The 25772-nt window shown below is 65.0% G+C and carries 27 protein-coding genes; 4 read left to right on the plus strand and 23 right to left on the minus strand.

Annotation, left to right across the window (positions count from 1 at the left end; translation table 11 throughout):
• Positions 1 to 24: 24 nt before the first annotated feature.
• The 3 genes from PSK12I2_RS0112735 to ybaL all read left to right on the plus strand — a co-directional run bounded on the left by PSK12I2_RS0112735 (position 25) and on the right by ybaL (position 3119).
• Positions 25 to 783, plus strand: a complete 759-nt coding sequence (locus PSK12I2_RS0112735; protein ID WP_027598710.1) for an SDR family NAD(P)-dependent oxidoreductase — start codon at positions 25 to 27, stop codon at positions 781 to 783.
• Between the two features lie 60 nt (positions 784 to 843).
• A complete protein-coding gene (locus PSK12I2_RS0112740; protein WP_007160109.1) occupies positions 844 to 1326 on the plus strand; it encodes an acyl-CoA thioesterase in 483 nt (160 codons plus the stop codon).
• Between the two features lie 74 nt (positions 1327 to 1400).
• The gene (gene ybaL, locus PSK12I2_RS23955; RefSeq protein WP_037007706.1) at positions 1401 to 3119 is read left to right on the plus strand and encodes a YbaL family putative K(+) efflux transporter; all 1719 of its coding nucleotides are present in this window, start codon (positions 1401 to 1403) and stop codon (positions 3117 to 3119) included.
• Positions 3120 to 3123: 4 nt separating this feature from the next.
• Here the strand turns inward: ybaL and PSK12I2_RS0112750 are convergent, their stop codons facing one another.
• Both PSK12I2_RS0112750 and PSK12I2_RS0112755 read right to left on the minus strand, forming a co-directional pair.
• Positions 3124 to 4041 (minus strand): energy transducer TonB, encoded by a 918-nt coding sequence (locus PSK12I2_RS0112750; RefSeq protein ID WP_027598711.1) that lies wholly within the window; start codon positions 4039 to 4041, stop codon positions 3124 to 3126.
• 176 nt (positions 4042 to 4217) lie between these two features.
• The gene (locus tag PSK12I2_RS0112755) at positions 4218 to 5174 is read right to left on the minus strand and encodes a CobW-like GTP-binding protein (protein ID WP_027598712.1); all 957 of its coding nucleotides are present in this window, start codon (positions 5172 to 5174) and stop codon (positions 4218 to 4220) included.
• 67 nt (positions 5175 to 5241) lie between these two features.
• Here PSK12I2_RS0112755 and PSK12I2_RS0112760 point away from each other — a divergent pair, with 67 nt between their 5' ends.
• Positions 5242 to 5577 carry an NADH:ubiquinone oxidoreductase gene (locus tag PSK12I2_RS0112760; RefSeq protein ID WP_223855391.1) on the plus strand — a complete coding sequence of 112 codons (336 nt, stop codon included), beginning with the start codon at positions 5242 to 5244 and terminating at the stop codon, positions 5575 to 5577.
• 18 nt (positions 5578 to 5595) lie between these two features.
• Here the strand turns inward: PSK12I2_RS0112760 and glmS are convergent, their stop codons facing one another.
• The 21 genes from glmS to rpmH all read right to left on the minus strand — a co-directional run bounded on the left by glmS (position 5596) and on the right by rpmH (position 25694).
• The gene (gene glmS, locus PSK12I2_RS0112765; RefSeq protein ID WP_027598714.1) at positions 5596 to 7431 is read right to left on the minus strand and encodes a glutamine--fructose-6-phosphate transaminase (isomerizing); all 1836 of its coding nucleotides are present in this window, start codon (positions 7429 to 7431) and stop codon (positions 5596 to 5598) included.
• Between the two features lie 67 nt (positions 7432 to 7498).
• Positions 7499 to 8269 (minus strand): DeoR/GlpR family DNA-binding transcription regulator, encoded by a 771-nt coding sequence (locus tag PSK12I2_RS0112770; protein WP_027598715.1) that lies wholly within the window; start codon positions 8267 to 8269, stop codon positions 7499 to 7501.
• 54 nt (positions 8270 to 8323) lie between these two features.
• Complete coding sequence (gene glmU / locus PSK12I2_RS0112775; RefSeq protein ID WP_027598716.1) at positions 8324 to 9691, minus strand: bifunctional UDP-N-acetylglucosamine diphosphorylase/glucosamine-1-phosphate N-acetyltransferase GlmU; 1368 nt, start codon at positions 9689 to 9691, stop codon at positions 8324 to 8326.
• Between the two features lie 154 nt (positions 9692 to 9845).
• Positions 9846 to 10271, minus strand: a complete 426-nt coding sequence (locus tag PSK12I2_RS0112780) for a F0F1 ATP synthase subunit epsilon (RefSeq protein ID WP_007160117.1) — start codon at positions 10269 to 10271, stop codon at positions 9846 to 9848.
• A 38-nt stretch (positions 10272 to 10309) separates the two neighbouring features.
• Positions 10310 to 11686, minus strand: a complete 1377-nt coding sequence (gene atpD / locus PSK12I2_RS0112785; RefSeq protein ID WP_007160118.1) for a F0F1 ATP synthase subunit beta — start codon at positions 11684 to 11686, stop codon at positions 10310 to 10312.
• Positions 11687 to 11716: 30 nt separating this feature from the next.
• Positions 11717 to 12580 (minus strand): F0F1 ATP synthase subunit gamma, encoded by an 864-nt coding sequence (gene atpG, locus PSK12I2_RS0112790; RefSeq protein WP_007160119.1) that lies wholly within the window; start codon positions 12578 to 12580, stop codon positions 11717 to 11719.
• Between the two features lie 48 nt (positions 12581 to 12628).
• On the minus strand, positions 12629 to 14173 hold the full coding sequence (atpA, locus tag PSK12I2_RS0112795; RefSeq protein ID WP_007160120.1) for a F0F1 ATP synthase subunit alpha: 1545 nt from the start codon (positions 14171 to 14173) through the stop codon (positions 12629 to 12631).
• Positions 14174 to 14191: 18 nt separating this feature from the next.
• Entirely contained in the window at positions 14192 to 14728 is a 537-nt protein-coding gene (locus PSK12I2_RS0112800; RefSeq protein ID WP_027598717.1) for a F0F1 ATP synthase subunit delta, read from the minus strand.
• Between the two features lie 12 nt (positions 14729 to 14740).
• A complete protein-coding gene (locus PSK12I2_RS0112805; RefSeq protein ID WP_007160122.1) occupies positions 14741 to 15211 on the minus strand; it encodes a F0F1 ATP synthase subunit B in 471 nt (156 codons plus the stop codon).
• Positions 15212 to 15266: 55 nt separating this feature from the next.
• Positions 15267 to 15524, minus strand: a complete 258-nt coding sequence (gene atpE, locus PSK12I2_RS0112810; protein WP_003097235.1) for a F0F1 ATP synthase subunit C — start codon at positions 15522 to 15524, stop codon at positions 15267 to 15269.
• Between the two features lie 139 nt (positions 15525 to 15663).
• Positions 15664 to 16527, minus strand: a complete 864-nt coding sequence (gene atpB, locus PSK12I2_RS0112815) for a F0F1 ATP synthase subunit A (RefSeq protein WP_007160124.1) — start codon at positions 16525 to 16527, stop codon at positions 15664 to 15666.
• Positions 16528 to 16543: 16 nt separating this feature from the next.
• A complete protein-coding gene (locus PSK12I2_RS0112820; RefSeq protein WP_037006585.1) occupies positions 16544 to 16948 on the minus strand; it encodes a F0F1 ATP synthase subunit I in 405 nt (134 codons plus the stop codon).
• A gap of 146 nt (positions 16949 to 17094) precedes the next feature.
• Positions 17095 to 17967, minus strand: a complete 873-nt coding sequence (locus PSK12I2_RS0112825) for a ParB/RepB/Spo0J family partition protein (protein ID WP_027598719.1) — start codon at positions 17965 to 17967, stop codon at positions 17095 to 17097.
• A 9-nt stretch (positions 17968 to 17976) separates the two neighbouring features.
• Positions 17977 to 18771 (minus strand): ParA family protein, encoded by a 795-nt coding sequence (locus tag PSK12I2_RS0112830; RefSeq protein WP_007160127.1) that lies wholly within the window; start codon positions 18769 to 18771, stop codon positions 17977 to 17979.
• Between the two features lie 8 nt (positions 18772 to 18779).
• Positions 18780 to 19424: a 16S rRNA (guanine(527)-N(7))-methyltransferase RsmG gene (gene rsmG, locus PSK12I2_RS0112835; RefSeq protein ID WP_027598720.1), complete on the minus strand. Its 645-nt coding sequence runs from the start codon at positions 19422 to 19424 to the stop codon at positions 18780 to 18782.
• On the minus strand, positions 19424 to 21316 hold the full coding sequence (mnmG, locus tag PSK12I2_RS0112840) for a tRNA uridine-5-carboxymethylaminomethyl(34) synthesis enzyme MnmG (protein WP_027598721.1): 1893 nt from the start codon (positions 21314 to 21316) through the stop codon (positions 19424 to 19426). Before mnmG ends, rsmG begins: the two co-directional genes overlap by 1 nt.
• Positions 21317 to 21761: 445 nt before the next feature.
• Positions 21762 to 23123, minus strand: a complete 1362-nt coding sequence (gene mnmE / locus PSK12I2_RS0112845) for a tRNA uridine-5-carboxymethylaminomethyl(34) synthesis GTPase MnmE (RefSeq protein ID WP_027598722.1) — start codon at positions 23121 to 23123, stop codon at positions 21762 to 21764.
• Positions 23124 to 23186: 63 nt separating this feature from the next.
• Positions 23187 to 24902: a membrane protein insertase YidC gene (gene yidC, locus PSK12I2_RS0112850; protein ID WP_027598723.1), complete on the minus strand. Its 1716-nt coding sequence runs from the start codon at positions 24900 to 24902 to the stop codon at positions 23187 to 23189.
• Positions 24903 to 24904: 2 nt separating this feature from the next.
• Positions 24905 to 25153, minus strand: coding sequence for a membrane protein insertion efficiency factor YidD (yidD, locus tag PSK12I2_RS24605; RefSeq protein ID WP_007160132.1), 249 nt, complete (start codon positions 25151 to 25153; stop codon positions 24905 to 24907).
• Entirely contained in the window at positions 25146 to 25547 is a 402-nt protein-coding gene (rnpA, locus tag PSK12I2_RS0112855) for a ribonuclease P protein component (protein WP_007160133.1), read from the minus strand. The genes yidD and rnpA overlap by 8 nt, the downstream gene beginning before the upstream one ends.
• A gap of 12 nt (positions 25548 to 25559) precedes the next feature.
• On the minus strand, positions 25560 to 25694 hold the full coding sequence (gene rpmH / locus PSK12I2_RS0112860; RefSeq protein WP_007160134.1) for a 50S ribosomal protein L34: 135 nt from the start codon (positions 25692 to 25694) through the stop codon (positions 25560 to 25562).
• Positions 25695 to 25772: the final 78 nt, after the last annotated feature.

A 25772-nucleotide genomic window follows, 5' to 3' on the forward strand; every position in this document is an offset into this window, starting at 1 on the left:
GCCATCACTTACGGAGGATGCGTCATGAGCACTCCCGTCGTCCTGATCACCGGTGCCGCGGGCGGCCTCGGCCGCGCCCTGGCGCAACGCTTCGCCCAGAGTCGCTGGCGCGTCGCCGCCGCCGACCGCGATGCCGAGGGCCTGCATGGCCTCAACGGCATCGTCGGCCTGGATTCCAGCGTGACCGCCGATATCTCCAGCGCCGAGGGCTGCCGTTCCCTGGTCAGCAAGGTCATGGCCCGTACCGGGCGTCTGGATGCCCTGATCAACGCGGCGGGCATCTGGCGCGAAGGCGAGGTCGAGACCTTTACCGAGGACGACTACGACCTGGTGATGGCGGTCAATCTCAAGGCCACCTTCTTCATGTGCTCGGCGGCCATCCCCTTCCTCAAGGAAAATCGCGGCGTCATCATCAACGTCGCCAGCGGCGCCGGACGCCAGCCCATCGCCGGCGCGGCGGCCTATGGCGCGGCCAAGGCCGCGGTGCGCTTCTTCAGCCAGAATCTGGCGGTGGAACTGGCGCGCGATGGGGTGCGGGTCAATGCCGTCTCGCCAGGGGACATCGACACCCCCATGCTGGACTTCCAGGCCGCCCACTATGGCAGTGGCGATCCGGCCGGCTATCGCCGCAACCTGCTCAATCGCTATCCCCAGGGCGAAACCGCGCGCTTCATCCAGCCGGAAGAGGTGGCCGAATTCGTCTACTTCCTCTGCCAGCCCCAGGCGGCGGCCATTTCTGGCGCCGACCTGCCCATCGACTTCGGGCTGTCCGCCGGCCGTTGACGGCTGTGACAGACGGCGCCGGTGCGCCGTCTACAGGATTTCCCCCTCGAGGATTCGCCCATGGAAGCCGGCAACCACCAGTTGAGCATGACCATCCTGATGACCCCGGACCTGGCCAACTTTTCCGGCAATGTCCACGGCGGCGCCCTGCTCAAGCACCTCGACGAAGTGGCCTACGCCTGCGCCAGCCGCTATGCCGGACGCTATGTGGTGACCCTCTCGGTGGATCAGGTGATCTTTCGCGAACCGGTGCATGTCGGCGAACTGGTGACCTTTCTCGCCTCGGTGAACTACACCGGGACCACCTCCATGGAAATCGGCGTCAAGGTCATCACCGAGAACATCCAGCAGCGTTCGGTGCGCCACACCAACAGTTGCTTCTTCACCATGGTGGCGGTGGACGAGAACGGCAAATCCTGCCCCGTGCCCCAGCTGGAACCCGTGACCGCCGACGAGAAGCGACGCTGTGTGCAGGCCCAGCAGCGCCGGCAGATCCGTCGGGAACTTCAAGAGCGCTATCAGGCACTCAAGGAAACCTTTTGAGTTTTGCCGGCTAGGTCGCCGTCGTTCGACGGCAGCGGCTCCAGGATCTGGCAATCCAAGTCCTTGGAGCCAGCATGTCCCATGACACCCCTCTGATATCCACCCTGGCGATCGGCCTGGTCCTGGCCTTTGCCTTCGGCATCCTCGCCACCCGTCTGCGCCTGCCGCCCATCGCCGGCTATCTGCTCGCCGGGGTCGCGGCCGGCCCCTTCACGCCCGGCTTCGTCGCCGATCCCGAACTGTCCAAGGAGCTGACCGAAATCGGCGTCATCCTGCTGATGTTCGGCGTGGGTCTGCACTTTTCCATCAAGGATCTGCTGGCGGTCAAACGCATTGCCATCCCCGGCGCCATCGTGCAGATCGCCGCCGCCACCCTGATGGGCATGGGGGTGAGCCACTTCCTGGGCTGGGGGCTGGGTAGCGGCCTGGTGTTCGGGTTGTCGCTGTCGGTGGCCAGTACCGTGGTATTGCTGCGGGCCCTGGAAGAACGCCAGATGGTGGAAAGCCGACGTGGTCGCATCGCCGTGGGCTGGCTGATCGTGGAAGACCTGCTGATGGTGCTGGCCCTGGTGGTACTGCCGGCACTCGCCGGGCCGCTGGGTGGTGACAGCGGCGAAGAATCGGGCCAGAGCCTGGGGCTGGAGCTGGGCCTCACCGCGCTCAAGGTCGGCGCCTTCATCGCGCTGATGCTGCTGGTGGGCCGGCGCGTCATCCCCTGGCTGCTGGCCCGGGTGGTCCGTACCGGTTCGCGCGAACTCTTCACCCTGGCGACCCTGGCCATCGCCATGGGCATCGCCTATGGCTCGGCGTCGCTGTTCGGGGTGTCCTTCGCCCTGGGCGCCTTCTTTGCCGGCGTGGTGCTCAACGAATCGGAACTCAGCCACGACGCGGCGGAGAATTCGCTACCGCTGCGCGAAGCCTTCGCCGTGCTGTTCTTCTTTTCCGTGGGTTGCCTGTTCGATCCGGAGATCCTGCTGGAACAACCCCTGGCGGTGCTGGCCACGGTGGCGGTGATCGTCTTTGGCAAGTCCATCGCCGCGACCCTGATCGTCCTGGCCTATCGCCGCCCCTTGAGCGTGGCCCTGACCATCGCCGCCAGCCTGGCGCAGATCGGCGAATTCTCCTTTATCCTCGCCAGCCTCGGCCTGTCGCTGAAACTGCTCGACCAGGGCGCTCACGACCTCATCCTGGCCGCCGCCATCATCTCCATCATCCTCAATCCGCTGCTGTTTCACGGCATCGACCTGCTGCAGCCCTGGATGGAGCGTCGCGAAGGCCGCCGGCTGATCAATGCCAAGGGCAAGCATGCGCCAGAGCTGGACGACGAGCCCGAGTCAGTGGCGCAACGGGGTCACCTGGTGCTGGTGGGCTATGGACGGGTGGGCCGCTATCTCTGCGATCGCCTGGATCGCGAGGATCCGCCGCTGATCGTGATCTCGGACGAACCGGAACACGTCACGGCGCTACGCCAGCAGGGATTCAAGGCGATCCTCGGCAACGCGACCCAGGACAAGGTGCTGGCACGGGCCAAGCTCGAGGAGGCGCGGGCCCTGCTGCTGGCGATTCCCAACGGCTTCGAGGCCGCCGAGATCGCGCGCCGGGCCCGCGAGCTGGCGCCGGAACTGCCTATCCTCGCCCGCGCCCATCACGAAGACGAGATCCGCCATCTGGAGCGTCATGGCGTGGACGAGGTGATCATGGGCGAACGCGAGATCGCCCTTGGCATGTTCCGCTATCTGGGCCTGGAGCGGCCCGGGGAGTCCGAGGCGGAGCCCAGGGGCTCCGCCGCCTAGCGACCTAGCGGCGCTGGATCTTGAAGTTGAAGGTCTTGGTGGCCTTGCGCGGGACGATCTGGCCGCCGGAGACCCGGGGGGCGAAGCGCCATTCGCCCAGCACCTCGAGCACCGCGCGCTCCAGTTGCTTGTTGGAGGCTTCCAGCACCTGGATATCGGCCAGTCGACCGTCGGCGGTCACGGTGAACATCACCCGCACCTCGCCACCCACACCGCGACGACGCAGCATTTCCGGATACTCCGGCGGCGTCATCTTGATCGGTCGGATGTCGGCGTCGTCGATGCTGCCGGTGGGCAGGCCGGCGGTCTTCGGCGGACCGGACGGTGCGGCGGCCGGCGCCGGCTGACTGGGCGCAGCCGTGGCCGCAGGCGCGGGGGCCGGCGCCGGTGCGGCCTGAGCCACCGGCTCCGGCGCGGGCTCGACCTTTTTCGGCAGCGGCTTCTGCTGGCTGTGCTCGACCGGCTTGGGCTTCGGCTTGGGTTTGGGCTTTTCCACCACCGGTTTGGGTGGCTCCACCGGTTTCGGCGGCTCCGCGGGCTTGGGCGGCTCCGGTGGCGGCGGTTCGGGTTGCGGCGGCGGTGGCGCGGGCGGTGCGGGAGTCGGCGCGGGCGGCTCGGGTACCGGCTTGGGCAACTGGATGAAGCTGACCTGCATGGGTTCGTCGCCCTTGGCGATCTTCAGCTCCGGTGGTGCCTGGACCACCAGGAACAGCGCCGCGGCCATGCTGGCGTGCATGATCAGCGACAGCGCCGAGGCGGCCCCCCAGCCGCGACCCCGGGGTGGCTGCTCGCCCGGTTCCGCAGCGCCGACCGGGGTCAGTACCGGGGTCAGGATCTCTTCGTTACGCTCGGGCATGCGGAACGACAGGATGGTGGCCGAGGGTTCGCCACGCTTGGCATTGACCCCTGCAACGGGCTCCACATCGCTTGCCTGGGCGGCCCTGACGGGTCCCTGGACGGATTCCAGCTCATCGCCATCGGTATGCGCAGCGACTACGAGAGGTTCAGGCTTGGCAAGAGACGTCGGAGCCATGGGAGCAATACGCAGAGGAAGTAAATTTAATAATCATTATCATTAGCTGAACAAATTTGGCAACCTCAAATGTCGCGAATGGTCCCGCCCAGCGCTTTTTCGAGGGCCTCTAGATCCGGCTTCTCCTCCAGGATCAACTCCAGCCGGTTGTCGCGTCGCCACAGGGTCGGCTCCCAGGCGCCCTGCCCGGCCAGACCGTTGTAGGCCTGCCAGCCCTCCGCCAGCTGCAGCACCGCCTTCAGCCTGAGCAGCCCGGGGAGACCGCCCAGCAGCGCCAGCAATGCCGGGCCGTCGAAGCTTTGGCTGGGATGCCAGCGCCAACCGACGGCGTGGTGGCCCTCCAGGGTATGGCTGAAGCGCAGCGGGCGTCCGGGCAGCAACAGCGCCTGCGGAGCGGACGCCGACTCGGGCTCGGGCAACTCGCCGTCGCTCGAGGTTTCACCGTCGGCCAGGGGCAGGTCGGCCAGGGCGATCCGCCCGCCTTCGGTCCAGTACAGCGGCCGATCGCCCAACTGCGCCGGCAAGCCTGCCCGCTCCAGGCCCGCGCTCTTGTTGAGCACGATCAGGCCGGCCTGGCCCAGCGCCTGCTGCTGGGCGTCCGGCAAGGGCTGGCCCTCCAGCAGTTGCCTGGCATCCACCACCCAGATCAGCGGTTGCAGACTCAGCACCCCGGTCCAGGGCGGCGCCTGGAGTTGCCGATAGAGACTGGCGGGATGGCCGAGGCCGGAAGGCTCGATGAACAGCCGCTGCGGTCGTGCCCGTCTGAGCAGTCGGGTGAGGGCTACCTGCAGGGGCACGCCCTGGACGCAGCACAGGCAGCCACCCGGGACCTCGGCGATCGCCAGGCCATCGTCGTCCCGGGTCATGAGCGCCGCGTCGAGTCCGACCTGGCCGAATTCGTTGACCAGGATCGCCCAGCGCTCGTGGGCGGGGCGCTGGGCGAACAGCTGGCGGATCAGGGTGGTCTTGCCGGCGCCCAGAGGGCCGGCGATCACATGGGTCTTGATATCGGCGAGGCGCATGGCGGGAGGGTCGAATGCTAGAGTGGCGATTTCATCAGGGAGATGGGCTGGAATGTGGCGATTGCTGATGCCTCTGCTGCTGTTGCCGTCACTGGCGCTCGCCGATGCCTGCGTGATCCGCAGTCGTCAGGGCAGTGTGGACGTGCAGGTCTGCCAGAGCAATATCGACATCCCCGCCCAGCTGTTTCGCGACGGCTTCTGCCAGCCGCAGCTCAAGGACCAGCAGACCGAGGTCCGCTTCGTCGACCGCTGTCCGGTCGGCGAGATCGGCATCTGCCAGGGCGCCCGCAGTCCGGGCGTGCCCTATCGACAGGATATCCACTACTACGGCGAGCCCGGCGACGGCCGCTTCCTGGCCGTCGCCTGCCGGCAGCAGAATCAGGGCAGCTGGCGCGTGCCCTGAGGTTCCACGTGGAACCCGTTATTCCACGGTCACCGACTTGGCCAGGTTGCGTGGCTGGTCCACGTCGGTGCCCTTGAACACGGCGACGTGGTAGGACAGCAGCTGCAGCGGGATGGTGTAGAGGATCGGCGACAGCGCATCGTGGATGTGCGGCATGGGCACGATGCGGGTGCCTTCGCCTTCCTCGAAGCCGGCACGCTCGTCGGCGAAGACGATCAGCTGACCGCCACGGGCGCGCACCTCCTGCAGGTTGGACTTGAGCTTTTCCAGCAGCTCGTTGTTGGGCGCCACCGTCACCACCGGCATGTCGGCATCCACCAGCGCCAGCGGACCGTGCTTGAGCTCACCGGCCGGATAGGCCTCGGCGTGGATGTAGGAGATCTCCTTGAGCTTGAGCGCACCCTCCATGGCCACCGGGTACTGCTCGCCACGCCCCAGGAACAGGGTGTGGTGCTTCTCGGCAAAGGATTCCGCCAGCTTTTCCACGGTCTTGTCCATGGCCAGGGCTTCGTCCAGCCGTGCCGGCAGCCGGCGCAATTCGGCCACCAGCTCGGCTTCGACGGCGGCAGCCAGACGCTGCTGGCAGCGACCCAGACTCAGGGTCAGCAGGAGCAGCGAAACCAGCTGGGTGGTAAAGGCCTTGGTCGAGGCCACACCGATCTCGGGACCGGCCTGGGTCAGGAAGCTCAGCTGGGATTCGCGCACCAGGGAGCTGGTCGCCACGTTGCAGATGGCCAGGCTGCTCAGATAGCCGGATTGCTTGGCCATGCGCAGCGCGGCCAGGGTATCGGCGGTCTCGCCCGACTGGGAGATGGTGACGAACAGGGTGTCCGGGCTGACGGCGACGCGGCGATAGCGGAATTCGCTGGCCACCTCCACCTGGCAGGGGATGCCGACGTATTCCTCGATCCAGTAGCGCGCCACCGAACCGGCATGGAAGCTGGTGCCGCAGGCGACGATCTGGACCTGGCGGACCTTGGCGAACAACTCGGATGCCGCCGGACCGAAGGCCTCGGGCAAGACCTGACCGTCACCCAGACGGCCTTCCAGGGTGCGCTGGACCACACTGGGCTGCTCGTGGATCTCCTTGAGCATGAAGTGGCGATAGGCGCCCTTGTCGGCGGCCTCGCTGCCTTCGTGGTACTGCACCGTCTCGCGCTGGACCGGCGCGCCGCTCATGTCCCAGAGCGTGATCTGATCCAGGCGGATCTCGGCCACGTCACCCTCTTCCAGGTAGACGAAGCGATCGGTCACCTGACGCAGCGCCAGCTGGTCGGAGGCCAGGTAGTTCTCGCCCAGACCCAGGCCGATGACCAGGGGACTGCCGCTGCGGGTCGCCACCAGGCGATCCGGCTGCTGGCGCCAGACCGCCGCCAGGCCATAGGCGCCGTGCAACTCCTTGACCGCCGCCTTCAGCGCCGTGGTCAGGTCGCCGCTGTCCTGCAGCTTCAGGTGCAGCAGATGGACGATGACCTCGGTGTCGGTCTGGGAGGTGAAGACATAGCCCTGGGCCTTGAGCTGGGCGCGCAGGGCCTCGTGGTTCTCGATGATGCCGTTGTGCACCACCGCCACGTCACCCTGGGAGAAATGCGGGTGGGCATTGGCTTCGGTGGGCGCACCATGGGTCGCCCAGCGGGTGTGGGCGATGCCCAGGCGACCGGCCAGGGGATCGGCCAACAGGGCCGCTTCCAGTTCGCTGACCTTGCCGATGCGGCGCAGGCGCTGCAACTCGCCCTGGGCATCCAGCAGGGCCAGGCCGGCGCTGTCGTAGCCACGGTATTCCAGGCGCTTGAGACCCTCGACCAGAATGGCGGTGATGTTACGCTCGGCAATGGCGCCGACGATTCCACACATGCTTACCTCCCCTTGCCTGTCTTATCCACAACGACCCGACGGGGCCGGCTGTGGATGACCTGATTGTCTAGTTATCCACCGGGGCGCAGATGACCTGCACCCCCTGGGTTTCGATCGCCCGGGCCGCCTCGGCGGGCAGTCGCTCATCGGTGATGAGCACGTCCACCCTTTCCCAAGGTAGTTCCAGATTGGGAATTCGCCTGCCCAGCTTGCTCGCCTCGGCCATGACCACCACCTCGCGCGCCACCTCCGCCATCACCCGCGACAGCGACAGATGTTCGTTGAAGGTGGTGGTGCCGCGCTCCGGATCGAGGCCGTCGGCGCCGATGAACAGCTGGTCGAAGTCATAGGATCTGAGTACCTGCTCGGCGACCTGCCCCTGGAAGGATTCCGAGTGCGGATCCCAGGTGCCGCCGGTCATCAGCAGCATGGGTTCCTGTTCCAGCTCACGCAGGGCGGTGGCCACCTGCAGGGAATTGGTCATCACCACCAGGCCGGGACGACGATCGAGTTGCGGGATCAGCGCCGCCGTGGTGCTGCCGCAGTCGACGATGATCCGTGCATGTTCGCGCAGGCGCCGCGCCGCGGCCCGGGCGATGGCCTGCTTGAAGGGCGATGCCTGGGGCGGAGCCTCGGCCAGCAGCTCCTGGGGCATGGCCATCGCACCGCCGTAGCGGCGCAGCAGCAGCCCATTGCGCTCGAGGGCGGCCAGGTCCTTGCGGATGGTGACCTCGGAGGTCTCCAGCTGGCGGGCCAGTTCGTCCACGCTGACCTCGCCCTGCTCCTGGAGCTGGGCAAGGATGGCATGGCGACGCTGGGCGGTGTTGCGACGGGTCATAGATTTCGATTCGAAAGATAATGGATCGAATCAAAACCTAATAGCAGGCCGGCGTCAAGCCTTGGGGGCCTTCTTCGGTCGCTGCCAGCCGGTCTTGTTGACCTGCCGCGCCCGCCCCAGCGCCAGGGTATCAGCCGGCACGTCCGCCGTGATGACCGAGCCTGCCGCCGTGGTCGCGCCGGCGCCCAGGCTGACCGGCGCCACCAGCGAGCTGTTGGAACCCACGAAGACATCCGCGCCGATTTCGGTTCGAAACTTGTTGGCGCCGTCATAGTTGCAGGTGATGGTGCCTGCACCTATGTTGCTGCCGGCACCGATGCTGGCATCGCCCAGATAGGTCAGGTGACCGGCCTTGGCGCCGTCCTGCAGATGAGCGTTCTTCAGTTCGACGAAGTTGCCCACATGGGCCTTGCTGCCCAGTTCGCTGCCCGGGCGCAGACGGGCGAAGGGACCGACGTCGGCGCCCTCCCCGACCACGGCGCCGTCCAGATGACTGTTGGCCTTGATGATGGCGCCGCGCTTGAGCACGCTGTCCTTGATCACGCAATTCGGACCGATGCTCACGCCGTCTTCCAGCACCACCCGACCTTCGAGAATGACGTTGACGTCGATGGAGACGTCGCGACCCGCCTCGACCTGGCCACGCTGATCGAAACGCAGGGGATCCAGCAGGGTCACGCCCTGCAGCATCAGGCGCTCGGCGGCGCGCTGCTGGAAGTGCCGCTCCAGCTGGGCCAGTTGCCGACGATCGTTGGCGCCCTGCACTTCCATGGCGTCCGCCGGCTGGCTGGTGGCGATGGTCAGGCCGTCCGCCACCGCGAGGGCGATGACGTCGGTCAGGTAGTACTCGCCCTGGGCGTTGCTGTTGGACAGGCGACCCAGCCAGTCCGCCAGCCGCCGACCGGGTACCGCGAGGATGCCGGTATTGCCTTCGCGGATGGCGCGCTGGGCGTCGCTGGCGTCCTTGTGCTCGACGATGGCGGTTACCCGCCCCTGCTCATCGCGCAGAATGCGGCCATAGCCGGTGGGATCGTCCAGCTCCACGGTCAGCAGCGCCAGATGGCTGTCATCCACCTGCTGCAGCAGGCGCTGCAGGGTCTCGGTCTGGATCAGGGGTACATCGCCATAGAGGATCAGCACCCGCTCCGCCGTCAGCGCCGGCGCCGCCTGGGCGACGGCATGGCCGGTGCCCAGCTGCTCGGCCTGGACCACGAAGCTGACGTCGTCGGCGGCCAGCTGGCTGCGAACCTGGTCGGCGCCATGGCCGATGACGACGTGGATGCCGGCCGGCTGCAGCTCACGGGCACGGTCGAGGACATGCCCCAGCATGCTGCGACCGGCCACGGGATGCAGCACCTTGGGTAGAGCGGATCTCATGCGGGTGCCCTGGCCAGCAGCCAGGATGACGATTTCCAGGGACATCGGAACCTCGGAGACAGGAGGAAGAGACGAGCCGGCGACCGAAGGCGACAGGCGCCTTCCAAGTCCGACCACGCGAAATTTCTCGCCCACTTTTCGGACGACAAAAGAAAAGGGTAGCCGAAGCTACCCTTGTCGTTACAGCCTGACCTTGCGCTTAGCGCTTGGCCTGCCGCTTGAGCTGCTGGATGGTGCGCAGCTGGGCGGCGGCTTCGGCGAGCTGAGTGGCGGCGGCGGTGTAGTCGAACTCCGTGCCCTTGTCGCTCAGTGCTGCCTCGGCGCGCTGCTTGGCTTCCAGAGCGGCAGCTTCGTCGATGTCACCGGCGCGGCTGGCGGTATCGGCCAGCACTTCGACGACATTCGGCTGCACTTCCAGAAAACCGCCGGAGATGTAGAACACCTCCTCGGCGCCCCCGGCCTTGACCAGGCGGATGGGGCCCGGTTTCAGATCGGTGAGCAGCGGCGCATGGCCCGGGGCGATACCCAGATCACCCAGGTGGCCGTGGGCGATGATCATCTCCACCGCGCCGGAGAAGATTTCCCCTTCCGCGCTGACGATGTCGCATTGGACTGTCTTGGCCATAGCGTGCCTCTAAGAGCGCCCGTCGCCGGGCGCGGCAGTTACAGTTTCTTGGCTTTCTCGATGGCTTCGTCGATGCTGCCGACCATGTAGAACGCCTGCTCGGGCAGGTGATCGTAGTCGCCACGCAGGATCCCGGAGAAGCCGGCGATGGTGTCCTTGAGGGACACGTACTTGCCGGGCGAACCGGTGAAGACTTCGGCCACGAAGAACGGCTGGGACAGGAAGCGCTGGATCTTACGAGCGCGGGAAACCAGCTGCTTGTCGGACTCGGACAGTTCGTCCATGCCCAGGATCGCGATGATGTCCTTCAGCTCCTTGTAGCGCTGCAGCACGTACTGGACGCCGCGAGCGGTGTCGTAGTGCTCCTGGCCGATCACGTTCGGGTCCAGCTGGCGCGAGGTGGAGTCCAGGGGATCGACCGCCGGGTAGATACCCAGGGAGGCGATGTCACGGGACAGAACCACGGTGGCGTCCAGGTGGGCGAAGGTGGTCGCCGGGGACGGGTCGGTCAAGTCATCCGCAGGGACGTAGACGGCCTGGACGGAGGTGATCGAACCCAGCTTGGTGGAGGTGATGCGCTCCTGCAGGACACCCATCTCCTCGGCCAGGGTCGGCTGGTAGCCCACCGCGGACGGCATACGACCCAGCAGCGCGGACACTTCGGTACCGGCCAGGGTGTAGCGGTAGATGTTGTCGACGAACAGCAGGACGTCACGGCCTTCGTCACGGAATTTCTCGGCCATGGTCAGACCGGTCAGGGCCACGCGCAGACGGTTGCCCGGCGGCTCGTTCATCTGGCCATAGACCAGGGCGACCTTGTCCAGAACGTTGGAGTCCTTCATCTCGTGGTAGAAGTCGTTCCCTTCACGGGTACGCTCGCCCACGCCGGCGAACACGGAATAACCGCTGTGCTCGATGGCGATGTTACGGATGAGCTCCATCATGTTGACGGTCTTGCCCACACCGGCGCCGCCGAACAGGCCGACCTTGCCGCCCTTGGCGAAGGGGCAGACCAAGTCGATGACCTTGATGCCGGTTTCCAGCAGGTCGTTACCACCGGCCTGCTCTGCATAGGACGGGGCCTTGCGGTGGATTTCCCAGCGCTCTTCCTCGCCGATGGGGCCGGCTTCGTCGATGGGGTTGCCCAGGACGTCCATGATGCGGCCGAGGGTCTTAACGCCGACCGGGACCTTGATGGCCTCGCCGGTGTTGCCCACGTTCAGGCCGCGCTTGAGGCCTTCGGTGCTACCCATGGCGATGGTACGGACCACGCCGTCGCCCAGCTGCTGCTGGACTTCCAGGGTGGTTTCGGCACCCTGCACCTTGAGGGCGTCAAAGACGCGCGGTACCGCGTCGCGCGGGAATTCCACGTCGATCACGGCGCCGATGATTTGTACGATACGTCCGCTACTCATTTCGCGTTCCTCGAATGTTTAAGCTGTCCGTCAGACCGCGGCGGCGCCGCCGACGATTTCCGAAATTTCTTGGGTGATCGCAGCCTGGCGAGCCTTGTTGTAGACCAGCTGCAGCTCCTTGATGAGATCGCCGGCGTTGTCGGTGGCGTTCTTCATCGCGATCATCCGCGCGGCCTGTTCGCTGGCAGCGTTCTCGACCACGGCCTGGTACACCTGGGATTCCACGTAGCGCACCAGCAGACCGTCGAGCAGGGTCTTGGCGTCGGGCTCGTAGAGGTAGTCCCAATGCTTGCCTTGCAGCTCACCGCCCTCGGCCGGTACCAGGGGCACCAGCTGCTGGATGGTCGGCTTCTGGGTCATGGTGTTGACGAAGACGTTGGACACCACGTACAGACGGTCGATACGGCCGTTCAGGTAGGCATCCAGCATCACCTTGATGCTGCCGATCAGATCGCCGATCGCCGGGGCTTCGCCGAGGTGGCTGATGGCCGCGACCACGTTGCCGCCGAAGCTGCGGAAGAAGGAGGCACCCTTGGCCCCGATCACCGCCAGATCGATTTCCACACCCTTGCCGCGCTGGTCGCTCATGTCGCGGACCAGAGCCTTGAACAGGTTGGTGTTCAGACCACCGGCCAGACCCCGATCGGAGCTGACCACGATGTAACCGACGCGCTTGACCTCGCGTTCCACCATGAAGGCATGGCGGTACTCGGGGTTGGCGTTGGCCAGGTGGCCGATCACAGCGCGGATGCGCTCGGCATAAGGCTTGCTGGCAGCCATGCGGGCCTGAGCCTTACGCATCTTGCTGACCGCAACCTTTTCCATGGCGCTGGTGATCTTCTGTGTGCTTTTGATGCTCGCGATCTTGCCGCGAATCTCTTTTGCGCCTGCCATGTGACACCTATCGGGTTGGCAAACGGGGGCTGGCGCCCCCGTCGCGGCTTACCAGGTTTGCGTGGCCTTGAACTTCTCGATTCCCGCCTTGATGCCGGCGTCGATCTCGTCGTTGAAGTCGCCCTTCACGTTGATCTTGGCCATCAGGTCGGCGTGATCGCGGTTGAAGTAGGCGATCAGGGCCTGCTCGAAGCTACCGATCTTGTCCAGGGACACATCGCTCAGGAAACCACGCTCGGCGGCGTACAGGCTCAGGGACATCTCAGCGATGGACATGGGCGCGTACTGCTTCTGCTTCATCAGCTCGGTGACGCGCTGACCATGCTCGAGCTGCTTGCGGGTGGCTTCGTCCAGATCCGAGGCGAACTGGGCGAAGGCCGCCAGTTCACGGTACTGGGCCAGCGCGGTACGGATACCGCCGGACAGCTTCTTGATGATCTTGGTCTGGGCCGCACCACCCACACGGGATACCGAGACACCGGCGTTGACCGCCGGGCGGATGCCCGAGTTGAACAGGCCGGCTTCCAGGAAGATCTGGCCGTCGGTGATGGAGATCACGTTGGTCGGAACGAAGGCGGACACGTCGCCGGCCTGGGTCTCGATGATCGGCAGTGCGGTCAGCGAGCCGGTCTTGCCGGTCACGGCGCCGTTGGTGAACTTCTCGACATAGTCGGCGGAGACGCGGGAGGCGCGCTCGAGCAGACGGCTGTGGAGATAGAACACGTCGCCGGGATAGGCTTCACGGCCCGGCGGACGACGCAGCAGCAGGGAGATCTGGCGATAGGCCACGGCCTGCTTGGACAGATCGTCATAGACGATCAGGGCGTCTTCACCGCGGTCGCGGAAGTATTCGCCCATGGTGCAACCCGAGTAGGGTGCCAGGAACTGCAGGGCCGCCGATTCGGACGCACTGGCTGCCACCACGATGGTGTTGTGCAGAGCGCCGTTCTCTTCCAGCTTGCGCACCACGTTGGCGATGGTCGACTGCTTCTGACCAATGGCGACGTAGACGCAGCGGATGCCGCTGTTCTTCTGGTTGATGATGGCATCGATCGCCATGGCGGTCTTGCCGATCTGACGGTCACCGATGATCAGCTCGCGCTGACCGCGGCCTACCGGGATCATGGCATCGACGGCCTTGTAGCCGGTCTGCACCGGCTGGTCGACCGACTGACGCCAGATCACGCCCGGTGCGACCTTCTCGACGGCGTCGGTAGCGCTGGCGTTCAGCGGACCCTTGCCATCGATGGGGTTGCCCAGGGCGTCGACGACGCGACCCAGCAGTTCCGGACCAACCGGGACTTCCAGGATGCGGCCGGTGCACTTGGCGCTCATGCCTTCGGCCAGACCCAGGTAGCTACCCAGGACCACGGCGCCGACGGAGTCCTGCTCCAGGTTCAGCGCCATGCCGTAGATGCCGCCGGGGAATTCGATCATTTCGCCGTACATGACGTCGGCCAGACCGAAGATCCGCACGATACCGTCAGACACGCTGACGATGGTGCCTTCGTTGCGGGCTTGCGAGGTCACGTCGAGTTTCTCGATGCGACCCTTGATGATTTCACTAATTTCGGAAGGATTGAGTTGCTGCATGCTACTGCCCCTTCAAACTCAAGGTTTCAACGCTTCGGCCAGTTGCGCGAGCTTGCCGCGAACGGAGCCATCGATTACCAAGTCGCCGGCGCGGATTACCACACCACCGATCAGGCTCGCATCCTCGGATGCATTTAGTCGCACTTGTCGACCTAGCCTTGCGCTGAGAGCCTTGGCGAGTTTGTCTTGCTGTTCGTCGCTCAAGGCGAAAGCACTGGTGACTTCCGCCTCAATGGATTTTTCCTGCTCGGCCTTGTACGCCTCGTAAATCTCGGCGATGGCCGGGAACAGGTCGATCCGGTCGTTTTCTGCCACGGTCCGAACGAAGTTCTGGGACTGTGCATCCAGCTGATCGCCACATACGTCGATGAGCAATCCGGCCTTGGCGTCCGCAGTCAACTGCGGCTGCTGAAGCAGCTGGCGCACGGTCCCATCTTGGGATACCGCGGCGAGCAGCCCTAGCGCGGCCGACCATTGGGTCAACTGCTGCTGGGACTGTGCGAACTCGAAAGCCGCCTTGGCATAGGGCCGGGCCAGCGTGTTCAGTTCTGCCATTGGTGGCCTCGCTTAGATTTCCGCTGCCAGTCGGTCGACCAACTGGGCATGAGCATTGGCATCAACGGTCGATCCGAGGATCTTCTCGGCGCCGGCCACGGCCAGCACACCGACGCGAGCACGCAGAGCGTCCTTCGCGGTGTTGATTTCCTGCTCGATTTCCGCCTGAGCCTGCGCCTTGATCCGGTCGCCTTCGGCACGGGCCTTGGCCTGTGCGTCCTCGACGATCTGAGCGGCACGCTTGTTGGCTTGCTCGATGATCTCGGCTGCTTGACCCTTGGCTTCGTTCACTTTCTGGTTGGCTTGCTGCTGTGCCACTTCCAGATCACGAGCCGCGCGGTTGGCAGCGTCAAGGCCATCGGCAATCTTCTTCTCACGCTCACGCAGCGCCGAGATGATCGGCGGCCACACGTACTTCATGCAGAAGAGCACGAAGATGAAGAAGGCAACGGACTGGCCTATCAGGGTTGCATTAATGTTCACGCCAACACCTCGCTCGTTCGTTGTCCATCAGTCCTGCCTACACCCGCGAGGGTGATCAGCCGGCGATCTGACCAACGAAGGGGTTAGCGAAGGTGAAGAACAGGGCGATACCAACACCGATCATGGTCACGGCGTCGAGCAGACCGGCGACGATGAACATCTTGACTTGCAGCATCGGAACCATTTCCGGCTGACGAGCGGCGCCTTCGAGGAACTTGCCACCCAGCAGACCGAAGCCAATGGCGGTACCCAGAGCGCCCAGGCCAATCAGCAGAGCAACGGCGATCGCGGTCAAACCAACTACAGTTTCCATCTTTCCTCCCGACTTTTTTAGTCGTCTTGGTTAAGGTTGAAGCGAAAAAGTTTTCCCAAGTTACCCGGCGGACAGGGCCCGCCGGGACTCACGGCAGAACCGCCTCCGGACGCCGTCAGCAGCGCCCGGGGGCCATTCCTTAGTGACTTTCTTCGTGCGCCATCGACAGGTAGACGATGGTCAGCATCATGAAGATGAAGGCCTGCAGGGTGATGATGAGGATGTGGAACACCGCCCACGCCCACTGCAGCACGATACCCAGACCGCCCAGTGCCAGACCGTTGGCGAACATGATGGCGATCAGGATGAAGATCAGCTCGCCCGCATACATGTTGCCGAACAGTCGCAGCGCCAGCGAGATCGGCTTGGCGATCAGGGTGACGAATTCGAGCAGGAAGTTGATCGGAATCAGGATGATCTGCAGCAGCGGGTTCTTGCTGCTGAAGGGATGCAGGGTCAGCTCGCCGAAGAAGCCGCCGAGACCCTTCATCTTGATGCTGTAGAAGATGATCAGGCCAAACACCGACAGGGCCATGCCCAAGGTGGCGTTCGGGTCGGTGGTGGGCACCACGCGGAAGTAGGTGTGCTCGCCGAACAGCATGCCGGCCACGGACGGCAGCCAGTCCACCGGCACCAGGTCCATCAGGTTCATCAGGAAGATCCAGACGAAGATGGTCAGGGCCAGGGGCGCGATCAGGGCGTTCTTGCCATGGAAGGTGTCACGGACGCTGCCGTCGACGAATTCCACCAGCACTTCAACGAAGTTCTGCAGGCCGCCGGGCTGACCGCTGGTGGCCTTCTTGGCGATGCTGCGGAACAGCACCAGGAAGATCAGGCCGAGAGCGACCGACCAGCCGAGGGTGTCCACGTGGAAGGCCCAGAAGCCCATTTCCTTAGCTTCAGCGGGGGTGTGGGCGAAGCTCCAGCCGTTCACCGGATGCATACCATAGGTCAGGTTCTGCAGGTGGTGCTGGATGTAGCCCGAAGCGGAGTCTGCTGCCATGTGTGCCTCGAATGCCTTAAGGTCTAGTCGGTTTTTTCAGTAGCAGGGGCGCGCCGGCATTGACCATCAGCGTCAACAGGTAGACGCCGAACAGTGCAGGAGCCGAAAGCGGTTTTACCCCGGCAAACGTCAGTGCAAAGAGCACTGCCGTGAGAATCAGTTTGCCCGCCTCGCCCGAGTAGAAAGAACGGACGATGTCTCGGGCGGCATGGGCGCCGCGATAGCGGAACGCCTTGAACGAAAAATACAGATTGGGCAGCCAGGCAATCAGCCCGCCCAACAATCCGGAATAACCGGCGACCTTACCGACGAAGCAAGACAAGACAACGGCGGCACACGACGCGACAGCCAGTTGGACGAGCAGCAGGCGAAAGGCAGGCTGGTGATGGAAGGGCAGGCGTTTGGGCGTGCGGCGGTCCATCGGCTCGAAGTCCTCTGGTGTCGGCATAATAGTTGTTTTCACTGGCATGCTTTGTGCCGACAAAAAGCGGGCAAAGTATAGGGGCGCGCCAGGGGTGGTTCAAGCCACCCCGGACAGATTGCCTTTCTTGCCGGAAGGCATTTGTGTCAGCGAATGTGCGCCAGTACGCCTTGAAGTTCGTCCAAAGAGGTATAGCGGATCACCAGTTGACCCTTGCCCTTCTCGCCATGGCGAATCTGCACGTTGGCGCCCAAACGCTCGGCCAGACGCTGCTCCAGCCGGCTGATGTCCGGATCCACCGCAGGCGCCTTCTCCACCGGCTCCGTTCCGCTGAGCCACTGGCGCACCAGGGCCTCGGTCTGGCGGACGGTGAGACCCCGTGCGACAACGTGCCGCGCCCCTTCGGCCTGGCGGGCCTTGGGCAGGCCGAGCAAGGCGCGGGCATGGCCCATTTCCAGCTCGCCCCTGGCCAGCAGGTCCTTGGCCTCTTCGGCCAGAGCCAGCAGGCGCAGCAGGTTGGTCACGCCCGAGCGCGACTTGCCGACGGCTTCGGCCACCTGGGCCTGGGTCAGCTCGAATTCGTCCTGCAACCGCTGCAGGGCCATGGCCTCTTCCAGCGGATTGAGGTTCTGCCGCTGGATGTTCTCGATCAGCGCCAAGGCGATAGCCACCTGGTCGGGCACATCGCGCACCAGCGCGGGGATGCGGTCCAGGCCGGCCTGCTGGCTGGCGCGCCAGCGGCGTTCACCGGCGATGATCTCGTAACGGCCTTCGCCGATGGCACGCACCACGATGGGCTGCATCAGCCCTTGGACGCGAATGGAGTTGGCCAGCTCTTCCAGAGCGGTCGGATCCATGTGCCGGCGCGGCTGGTACTTGCCGCGCTGGATGATGTCCACCGGCAGCGATTGCAGTTCGCTGACCGGGGTGGCGGCGGCCTGCTCCTGCAGGACCTTGACGCTGGCACCGCCGAGCAGGGCGTCGAGACCGCGGCCCAGACCTCGTTTCTTCACAGCCATGGGGATTCCTTAGGCAGTCTTGGCGACGCGAGCCGCCTTGCGCTGACGTTTGACCAGCTCGCTGGCCAGCTCCAGATAGGCCGCGGCCCCCTTGGAGCTCTTGTCGTAGACCAGCGCGGGCATGCCGTAGCTGGGGGCTTCGGCCAGGCGGACGTTGCGCGGAATGATGGTTTCGTAGAGCTCGTCGCCGAAGTGCTGCTTGAGCTGGGCGGCGACGTCGTTGGCCAGGCCGATGCGCGGATCGAACATGGTGCGCAGCAGCCCTTCGATCTTCAGCTGCGGATTCAGCCGCTGGGCGATGTGCTGGATGCTGCCGATCAGATCGGTCAGGCCTTCCAGGGCGAAGTATTCGCACTGCATGGGAATGATCACGCCATCGGCGGCCACCAGGCCGTTGATGGTCAGCATGGACAGCGACGGCGGGCAGTCGATGAGCACGTAGTCGTAGTTGTCCCGCACCGGGGCCAGGGCATCGCGCAGGCGGCTCTCGCGCCCGCTCATCTCCAGCAGCTCGACTTCCGCGGCGGTGACGTCGCGGTTCGAGGGCAGCAGCTGGTAGCCGCCGTGCTCGGAAAAGTGCATGGCGTCGAGCAGGCCGCAGGCGCCGGTGAGGACGTCCAGCACCGAATGCTCCAGGGCATGCTTGTCCACCCCGCTGCCCATGGTGGCGTTACCCTGGGGATCGAGGTCGATCAGCAGCACCTTGCGCCGGTTGGTGGCGGCCAGAGAAGCGGCGAGATTGATGCACGTCGTGGTCTTGCCCACCCCGCCCTTCTGGTTGGCTATCGCGTAAACCTTGGCCATGTACCGCCTTACCCCTCTCCGTTCGTGCGGCGCAGTATCAGCAAGTGCCGCTGGCCTTGGCAACCGGGAACCGCGAGGACGTGCGCCGCCGCAACCCGGAAATCCGCTGGTAGCTTGGCCAGCTCGTCGTCGGGGTGCAGCCCCTTCATCGCCAGCCACTGTGTTTGGTTGTCGCCCAGGTGGCGCGTCCAGGTGGCGAAGTCGTCGATGGCGCTGAACGCCCGCGAGACGATGCCGGTGAAGGGCGCGGCGGGCTGGTAGGCCTCGACGCGGGCATGCACCACCTCGAGATTGGTCAGGCCCAGCTCGATCCTGGCCTGGGTCAGGAAGCGCGTCTTCTTGCCGTTGCTGTCGAGCAGGGTGAAGCGCGACTCCGGAAAGAGGATCGCCAGGGGAATGCCCGGCATGCCGCCGCCGCTGCCCACGTCCAGCCAGTGCCCGGCGCCCACGTAGGGGACGATGCTGAGGCTGTCCAGCAGGTGCCGCGAGACCATCTCGTTGGGGTCGCGTACCGCGGTGAGGTTGTAGGCCTTGTTCCACTTGACCAGCAGGTCCAGGTAGCCCAGCAGGCGCTCTTCCACGGCGACGGGCAGCGCCACGCCGAGCGTCTCGGCGCCTTGGCGCAGTTCGTTGGCTTGAATCGCGCTGGCCATCAGGCGCTGTGCTCCAGGCTGCGACCGGCGCTGCGCTTCTTCAGGTGGATCAGCAGCAGCGAGACCGCCGCCGGGGTGACCCCGGGAATGCGCGAGGCCTGACCGAGGGTTTCGGGGCGGGCCTGGGCCAGCTTGTGCTGAATCTCCTTGGACAGGCCGGAGATGCTGGCGTAGTCCAGCTCGGCGGGCAGCGCCACGGCGTCGCTGGCGCGCAGCCGCTGGATCTCGTCCTGCTGGCGATCGATGTAGCCGGCGTACTTGGTCTTGATCTCGATCTGCTCGGCGACCTGGGTCTCGGCCGGCGTTTCGCCCACCGCGGCCATCAGGCCGGCGTAGTCGATCTCCGGGCGGGCCAGCAGATTCTGCAGGTTGTATTCGTGGTTGAGCGGGGTGCCGAAGCGTTCGGCCACCGCCGTGCCCTGGGGCGTGCCCGGACGGATCCAGGTCGCCTTGAGGCGCTGCTCTTCCAGGGCGATGCCCTCGCGCTTGGCTTCGAACAGCGCCCAGCGCTGATCGTCCACCAGGCCCAGCTCGCGACCCTTCTCGGTCAGGCGCAGGTCGGCGTTGTCTTCGCGCAGGATCAGCCGGTATTCGGCGCGCGAGGTAAACATCCGATAGGGCTCCTGGGTGCCCAGGGTGATGAGGTCGTCCACCAGCACGCCGAGGTAGGCCTCGTCGCGGCGCGGACACCAGGCATCGCGGCCCTGGGCGCGCAGCGCGGCGTTGGCACCGGCGAGCAGCCCCTGGGCGCCGGCTTCTTCGTAGCCGGTGGTGCCATTGATCTGGCCTGCGAAGAATAGGCCGGCGATGACCTTGGTTTCCAGGCTGTACTTGAGATCCCGCGGATCGAAGAAGTCGTATTCGATGGCGTAGCCGGGCCGCAGGATGTGGGCGTTCTCCATGCCACGCATGGAGCGCACCACCTCGAGCTGCACATCGAAGGGCAGCGAGGTGGAGATGCCGTTGGGATAGAGCTCGTGGGTGGTCAGACCCTCGGGCTCGAGGAAGACCTGATGGCTGTCCTTGTCGGCGAAGCGGTGGATCTTGTCTTCGATGGACGGACAGTAGCGCGGCCCTACCCCTTCGATCACGCCGGAGTACATGGGCGAACGATCCAGGTTGGCGCGGATGATGTCGTGGGTGCGGGCATTGGTGTGGGTGATCCAGCAGCTGACCTGCGCCGGATGCTGCTCGCGATTGCCGAGGAAGGACATCACCGGCAAGGGAGTGTCGCCAGGCTGCTCGGTCATCACCGAGAAGTCCACCGAGCGGCCGTCGATGCGCGGCGGCGTGCCGGTCTTCAGTCGCGATACCCGCAGCGGCAGTTCACGCAGGCGCTGGGCCAGGGCGATGGCCGGCGGGTCCCCGGCTCGTCCACCGCTGTGGTTCTGCAGACCGATGTGGATAAGACCACCGAGGAAGGTCCCGGCGGTCAGCACCACGTTGTCGGCATGGAATTTCAGGCCCATCTGGGTGATCACGCCGGCGACGCGATCGCCTTCGACGATGAGGTCGTCGCAGGCCTGCTGGAATATCCACAGGTTCGGCTGATTTTCCAACGTGTAGCGGATGGCCGCCTTGTACAGCACGCGATCAGCCTGGGCGCGAGTGGCGCGTACGGCAGGTCCCTTGCGGCTGTTGAGAATGCGGAACTGGATGCCGGCGAGATCCGTGGCCGCGGCCATGGCGCCGCCCAGGGCATCGATCTCCTTGACCAGATGGCTCTTGCCGATGCCGCCGATGGCGGGGTTGCAGCTCATCTGGCCGAGAGTTTCCACATTATGCGTGAGCAGCAGGGTGCGCACACCCATGCGAGCGGCCGCCAGGGCCGCTTCGGTACCGGCATGGCCGCCGCCGATCACGATGACGTCGAAACGGGAAGGAAAGTCCACCACGCACCTCGTGCCTGTTGGCAGGAATTCAAAGGAAAGCCGGCAAGTATAAGGCCTGGACGTCGCTTGCAGAAGGGGGCTCTGGCCAAAAAATGATCAGCCGGCCTGGCAGACACCCAATATAAACAATAGGGAAGAAAGTTTTAAAAGGACTGATATAGAGCTTATGTATATGCAGGCCCTTCGCTGTGGATAAGCCTATGCAGACCCCGTCAGCGCTGGGCTGGGGAAAACCTGAACCCCGTGTACGTCTTGTGCTGTGGATGAATACAAGCTCTCAGCATCCTGTGGACCCTTTGCCCGCTTATCCACAACGCCAGTCATGGACAGTTCGTGCACCGATTTATGGGCAGACCTCAGGCAGGGTTATCAACAGGGCTCTGGAAAGGGGAGATGAGGGCAGCCAAGGCCTGCGTTGCACAGGCCGGGAACGGCGGGCGGGAGGCTATTTGCCGATGCAGAAGCTGGAGAAGATGCGGCCAAGCAGGTCGTCGGAGCTGAAGGCGCCGGTGATCTCGCCAAGCACCTGCTGGGCCTGGCGCAGGTCTTCGGCCAGCAGCTCGCCGGAGCCGGCCAGGGTGAGTTGGCGATAGCCGTGGTCCAGGGCGCTGGCGGCCCGCTGCAGGGCATCCAGATGGCGGCGGCGGGCGCTGAAGCCGCCTTCGGTGGTCTGTTCGAAGCCCATGCAGGCCTTGAGATGCTCGCGCAGGGCTTCGATACCGGCGCCATCGGTGGCGCTGAGACTGATCTCGACCGGCTCGGTCGCCAGCAGCCCGGTGGGCTCACCGGTGAGGTCGGCCTTGTTGCGGATCACCGTCAGCTTGTCCAGCGGCGGCCGGGTGCTCAGCAGTTCCGGCCAGAGCGCCTGGGGATCCCGGGCTTCCGGAGCGCTGGCGTCCACCACCAGCAGCACCCGGTCGGCGCCGGCAATGGCATCCAGGGCGCGCTGGACCCCGATCTGCTCGACCCGGTCGCTGGTGTCGCGCAAGCCGGCGGTATCGACCACATGCAGCGGCATGCCATCAATGTGGATATGTTCGCGCAGGACATCCCGGGTGGTGCCGGCGATGTCGGTGACGATGGCGGCCTCACGCCCGGCCAGGGCGTTGAGCAGGCTGGACTTGCCGGCATTGGGGCGGCCGGCGATTACCACGGTCATGCCGTCGCGCAGCAGGGCGCCGCGGTTGGCTTCGCGCTGGACCTGGTGCAGTTCGGCCTGGACGCCCTCCAGCAGGCCCTGGACCCGACCATCGGCGAGGAAGTCGATCTCTTCCTCGGGAAAGTCGATGGCCGCCTCGACATAGATGCGCAGGCGGATCAGCTGTTCGACCAGGCTCTCCACCCGGCGTGAGAATTCGCCCTGCAGCGAACGCAGGGCATTGCGCGCCGCCTGTTCGGTGCTCGCCTCGATGAGGTCGGCGATGGCTTCGGCCTGGGCCAGGTCGAGCTTGTCGTTGAGAAAGGCGCGTTCGCTGAATTCACCCGGGCGGGCCAGGCGCGCGCCTTCTTCCAGGGTGCGGCGCAGCAGCAGATCGAGGATCACCGGGCCGCCATGGCCCTGGAGTTCCAGCACGTCTTCGCCGGTGAAGGAGTTGGGACCGGGAAAGAACAGCGCGATGCCGGCGTCCAGCACGCTGCCATCGGCGGCGAGGAAGTTGCCGTAGTGGGCATGCCGAGGCGGCAGCTCGCGGCCGCAGATCGCCCGTGCCAGCGGGGCGGCCAGGGGCCCGGAGACGCGGACGATGCCGACGCCGCCGCGTCCGGTGGCGGTGGCGATGGCGGCGATGCTGTCGGAAGGCAGGGACATGACGATCCTCCAGAAAGCACGACGCCCCAATCAAGGGGCGTCGTGTGGACAGAATGAGCGGGGTCAGGCCTTCTTGCTGGCCGCCTCGATCTTCCGGGTAATGTACCACTGCTGCAGGATCGACAGGCAGTTGTTGACGATCCAGTACAGCACCAGACCGGCCGGGAACCACAGGAAGAAGAAGGTGAAGATGATCGGCATCATCTTCATGACCTTGGCCTGCATGGGATCCGGCGGTGCGGGGTTCAGCATTTGCTGCACCAGCATGGTACCGCCCATGATGATCGGCAGGATGAAGAAGGGATCCTTGGCCGACAGGTCGGTGATCCAGAACATCCAGGGCGACTGGCGCATCTCGACGCTTTCCAGCAGCACCCAGTACAGCGCCAGGAACACCGGCATCTGCACCACGATGGGCAGGCAGCCACCCAGGGGATTGATCTTCTCCTTGCGGTACAGCTCCATCATCGCCTGGGACATCTTCTGGCGATCGTCGCCATACTGTTCCTTCAGCGCCTGCAGTCGCGGGCCGACGGCACGCATGCGCGCCATGGAACGGTAGCTGGCGGCGGACAGCGGGAAGAACAGCATCTTGATGATGATGGTCAGGACGATGATCGACCAGCCCCAGTTACCCAGGATGCTGTGGATATGCTGCAGCAGCCAGAAGATCGGCTGGGCGATGAACCACAGGAAGCCGTAGTCGACGGTCAGTTCCAGGCCGTGGGACAGGGTCTTGAGGTGCTCCTGGATCTTCGGACCGGCATAGAGGGTCAGCGAGGTCTCGCCCTTGCCACCCGCCGGCACGCTGAACTGCGGACCGGTGAAGCCGACGATGTAGTTGCCCTGGGCGTCCTTGCGGGTGGTGATCTGGTGCTGCTCATCCTTGTTCGGCACCCAGGCGGTGACGAAGTAGTGCTGCAGCCAACCCACCCAGCCGCCCTGCACGGATTCCTGCAAGCGGTTCTTGTCCATGTCGCTCATGGACACCTTGCGATAGGGCTCGGCCGGGGTGCCGACCGCGGCGCCCAGGTAGGTGGACACGCCGGTGGCGGTGGTGGCCGAGGGATCGCCGCTCTTGTCACGCTTGAGCTGGGCGTAGAGCACGCCGTTCCAGGCGTTGGCGCTGTGGTTGTCGATCAGGTAGCTGACCTGGATCTGGTAGGCGTCCGGATTGATGCAGGTGATCTTCTTCTGCGCCTTCTCGGCGTCCGAACAATCGACCTTCAGGCCCCGGTGGAAGGTGAATCTCTTGGTGTAGTCCACGCCATTGGCCTGGTACTTGAGATCCACCACCAGTTGCGGCTGGCCATCGGCGAGCACGTAGCTGGACTGCGCCGAGGTGTACAGCGGACGACCGGCGCTGTTGGCGTCGGGTCCGTTGGCACCGGTCAGGCCGCTCTGGGCCAGGTAGAGACGCTCGTTGCCGTTGTCGAACAGCATGAAGGGAACGTCGGGGTGGTCCTGGCGACGGGGGTACTGCACCAGTCCGAGCTGGACGATGTCACCACCGCGCGGATCGATGGCCAGATCCAGGACGTCGGTACGCACCTTGATGAGCGCGGTGCTCGGTTGGGCGGCCGAGTTGTCCACTGGCGCCGCGGCCTTGGCATCGGCCGGTACGTCGGTGGGCACGTTGGGGGTATCGCCCGGCAGGACGCTGGTCTGCGTCTTGGCCGTGGGCAGATCGGCCTGGCCGTAATCCTTGTTCCACTGGAAAACCAGGGTGTAGGACACGATCGCCAAGGCGGCAATGAGTAGCGGGCGCTTGATATCCATGTTTACTCGGCCATCGAAGAGGTCGGGGCTGGGTTCTTTGCGGGAGGAACGGGATCATATCCGCCTGAGTGCCAGGGATGGCACCGGCACAGTCGCCGTGTGGTCAGCCAGCCACCACGCAGCAGCCCGTGGCGCTCGATGGCTTCGAGGGCGTAACCGGAACAGGTCGGATAGAAACGACAGTGACTGGCCATCATGGGGCTGATGGCGTAACGGTAGAAGCGAATCAGCAGCAGGGCCGGTTTACGCATGAGCACCGTCGGGACTGTCGATTGGGTGGGCAACGGTCTTGCTCGCCTGGCGATTGAGACGTTTCCACAGTTGCAGCAGCTGATCGTGCAATTCGGGATTGTCGACTTCGCCAAGTCCCTTGCGGGCGACGAAGACCAGATCGAAGCTGCCCAGGCGGTCCTGATTCAGACGGAAGGAATCCCGGATGACCCGCTTGATGCGATTGCGCTCGACAGAAAGCTTGACGCTCTTCTTGCCGATGACCAGCCCGAGGCGGGAATGGTCGAGCCCATTGGCATGGGCGAGCAGCAGCAGGTGCTTGCCGGATGCCTTGTGGGTGGGAGAGTCAAAGACCGCTTGGAACTGTTGGGAGCTCAGTAAGCGCCTGTCCCGACCGAAACCCTGACTCACCACCTGACCGGGCAATCAGATCGCCAGACGCTTGCGGCCTTTGGCACGGCGACGGGACAGAACCTGACGGCCGTTCTTGGTTGCCATACGAGCACGGAAACCGTGGACACGGGCGCGCTTCAGGGTGCTGGGTTGGAAGGTGCGTTTCATGGACTTTTACCTAGGTGAAAGCGGCAAGGCATGAGTGCCCCGCGCAAAGAGACCGGCGATTCTAGAGAAAGCCTCGGT

The organism is Pseudomonas sp. MOIL14HWK12:I2 (assembly GCF_000510745.1).
Lineage (GTDB): Bacteria > Pseudomonadota > Gammaproteobacteria > Pseudomonadales > Pseudomonadaceae > Chryseomonas > Chryseomonas oryzihabitans.

Excerpts from the sequence above, each read along its gene's own strand:
- PSK12I2_RS0112735 (WP_027598710.1), top strand. The coding sequence starts at position 25 with ATGAGCACTCCCGTCGTCCTGATCACCGGTGCCGCGGGCGGCCTCGGC.
- PSK12I2_RS0112740 (WP_007160109.1), top strand. The coding sequence starts at position 844 with ATGGAAGCCGGCAACCACCAGTTGAGCATGACCATCCTGATGACCCCG.
- ybaL (WP_037007706.1), top strand. The coding sequence starts at position 1,401 with ATGTCCCATGACACCCCTCTGATATCCACCCTGGCGATCGGCCTGGTC.
- PSK12I2_RS0112755 (WP_027598712.1), bottom strand. The coding sequence starts at position 5,174 with ATGCGCCTCGCCGATATCAAGACCCATGTGATCGCCGGCCCTCTGGGC.
- PSK12I2_RS0112760 (WP_223855391.1), top strand. The coding sequence starts at position 5,242 with ATGCCTCTGCTGCTGTTGCCGTCACTGGCGCTCGCCGATGCCTGCGTG.
- glmS (WP_027598714.1), bottom strand. The coding sequence starts at position 7,431 with ATGTGTGGAATCGTCGGCGCCATTGCCGAGCGTAACATCACCGCCATT.
- PSK12I2_RS0112770 (WP_027598715.1), bottom strand. The coding sequence starts at position 8,269 with ATGACCCGTCGCAACACCGCCCAGCGTCGCCATGCCATCCTTGCCCAG.
- glmU (WP_027598716.1), bottom strand. The coding sequence starts at position 9,691 with ATGTCCCTGGAAATCGTCATCCTGGCTGCTGGCCAGGGCACCCGCATG.
- PSK12I2_RS0112780 (WP_007160117.1), bottom strand. The coding sequence starts at position 10,271 with ATGGCCAAGACAGTCCAATGCGACATCGTCAGCGCGGAAGGGGAAATC.
- atpD (WP_007160118.1), bottom strand. The coding sequence starts at position 11,686 with ATGAGTAGCGGACGTATCGTACAAATCATCGGCGCCGTGATCGACGTG.
- atpG (WP_007160119.1), bottom strand. The coding sequence starts at position 12,580 with ATGGCAGGCGCAAAAGAGATTCGCGGCAAGATCGCGAGCATCAAAAGC.
- atpA (WP_007160120.1), bottom strand. The coding sequence starts at position 14,173 with ATGCAGCAACTCAATCCTTCCGAAATTAGTGAAATCATCAAGGGTCGC.
- PSK12I2_RS0112800 (WP_027598717.1), bottom strand. The coding sequence starts at position 14,728 with ATGGCAGAACTGAACACGCTGGCCCGGCCCTATGCCAAGGCGGCTTTC.
- atpE (WP_003097235.1), bottom strand. The coding sequence starts at position 15,524 with ATGGAAACTGTAGTTGGTTTGACCGCGATCGCCGTTGCTCTGCTGATT.
- atpB (WP_007160124.1), bottom strand. The coding sequence starts at position 16,527 with ATGGCAGCAGACTCCGCTTCGGGCTACATCCAGCACCACCTGCAGAAC.
- PSK12I2_RS0112820 (WP_037006585.1), bottom strand. The coding sequence starts at position 16,948 with ATGGACCGCCGCACGCCCAAACGCCTGCCCTTCCATCACCAGCCTGCC.
- PSK12I2_RS0112825 (WP_027598719.1), bottom strand. The coding sequence starts at position 17,967 with ATGGCTGTGAAGAAACGAGGTCTGGGCCGCGGTCTCGACGCCCTGCTC.
- PSK12I2_RS0112830 (WP_007160127.1), bottom strand. The coding sequence starts at position 18,771 with ATGGCCAAGGTTTACGCGATAGCCAACCAGAAGGGCGGGGTGGGCAAG.
- rsmG (WP_027598720.1), bottom strand. The coding sequence starts at position 19,424 with ATGGCCAGCGCGATTCAAGCCAACGAACTGCGCCAAGGCGCCGAGACG.
- mnmE (WP_027598722.1), bottom strand. The coding sequence starts at position 23,123 with ATGTCCCTGCCTTCCGACAGCATCGCCGCCATCGCCACCGCCACCGGA.
- yidC (WP_027598723.1), bottom strand. The coding sequence starts at position 24,902 with ATGGATATCAAGCGCCCGCTACTCATTGCCGCCTTGGCGATCGTGTCC.
- yidD (WP_007160132.1), bottom strand. The coding sequence starts at position 25,153 with ATGCGTAAACCGGCCCTGCTGCTGATTCGCTTCTACCGTTACGCCATC.
- rpmH (WP_007160134.1), bottom strand. The coding sequence starts at position 25,694 with ATGAAACGCACCTTCCAACCCAGCACCCTGAAGCGCGCCCGTGTCCAC.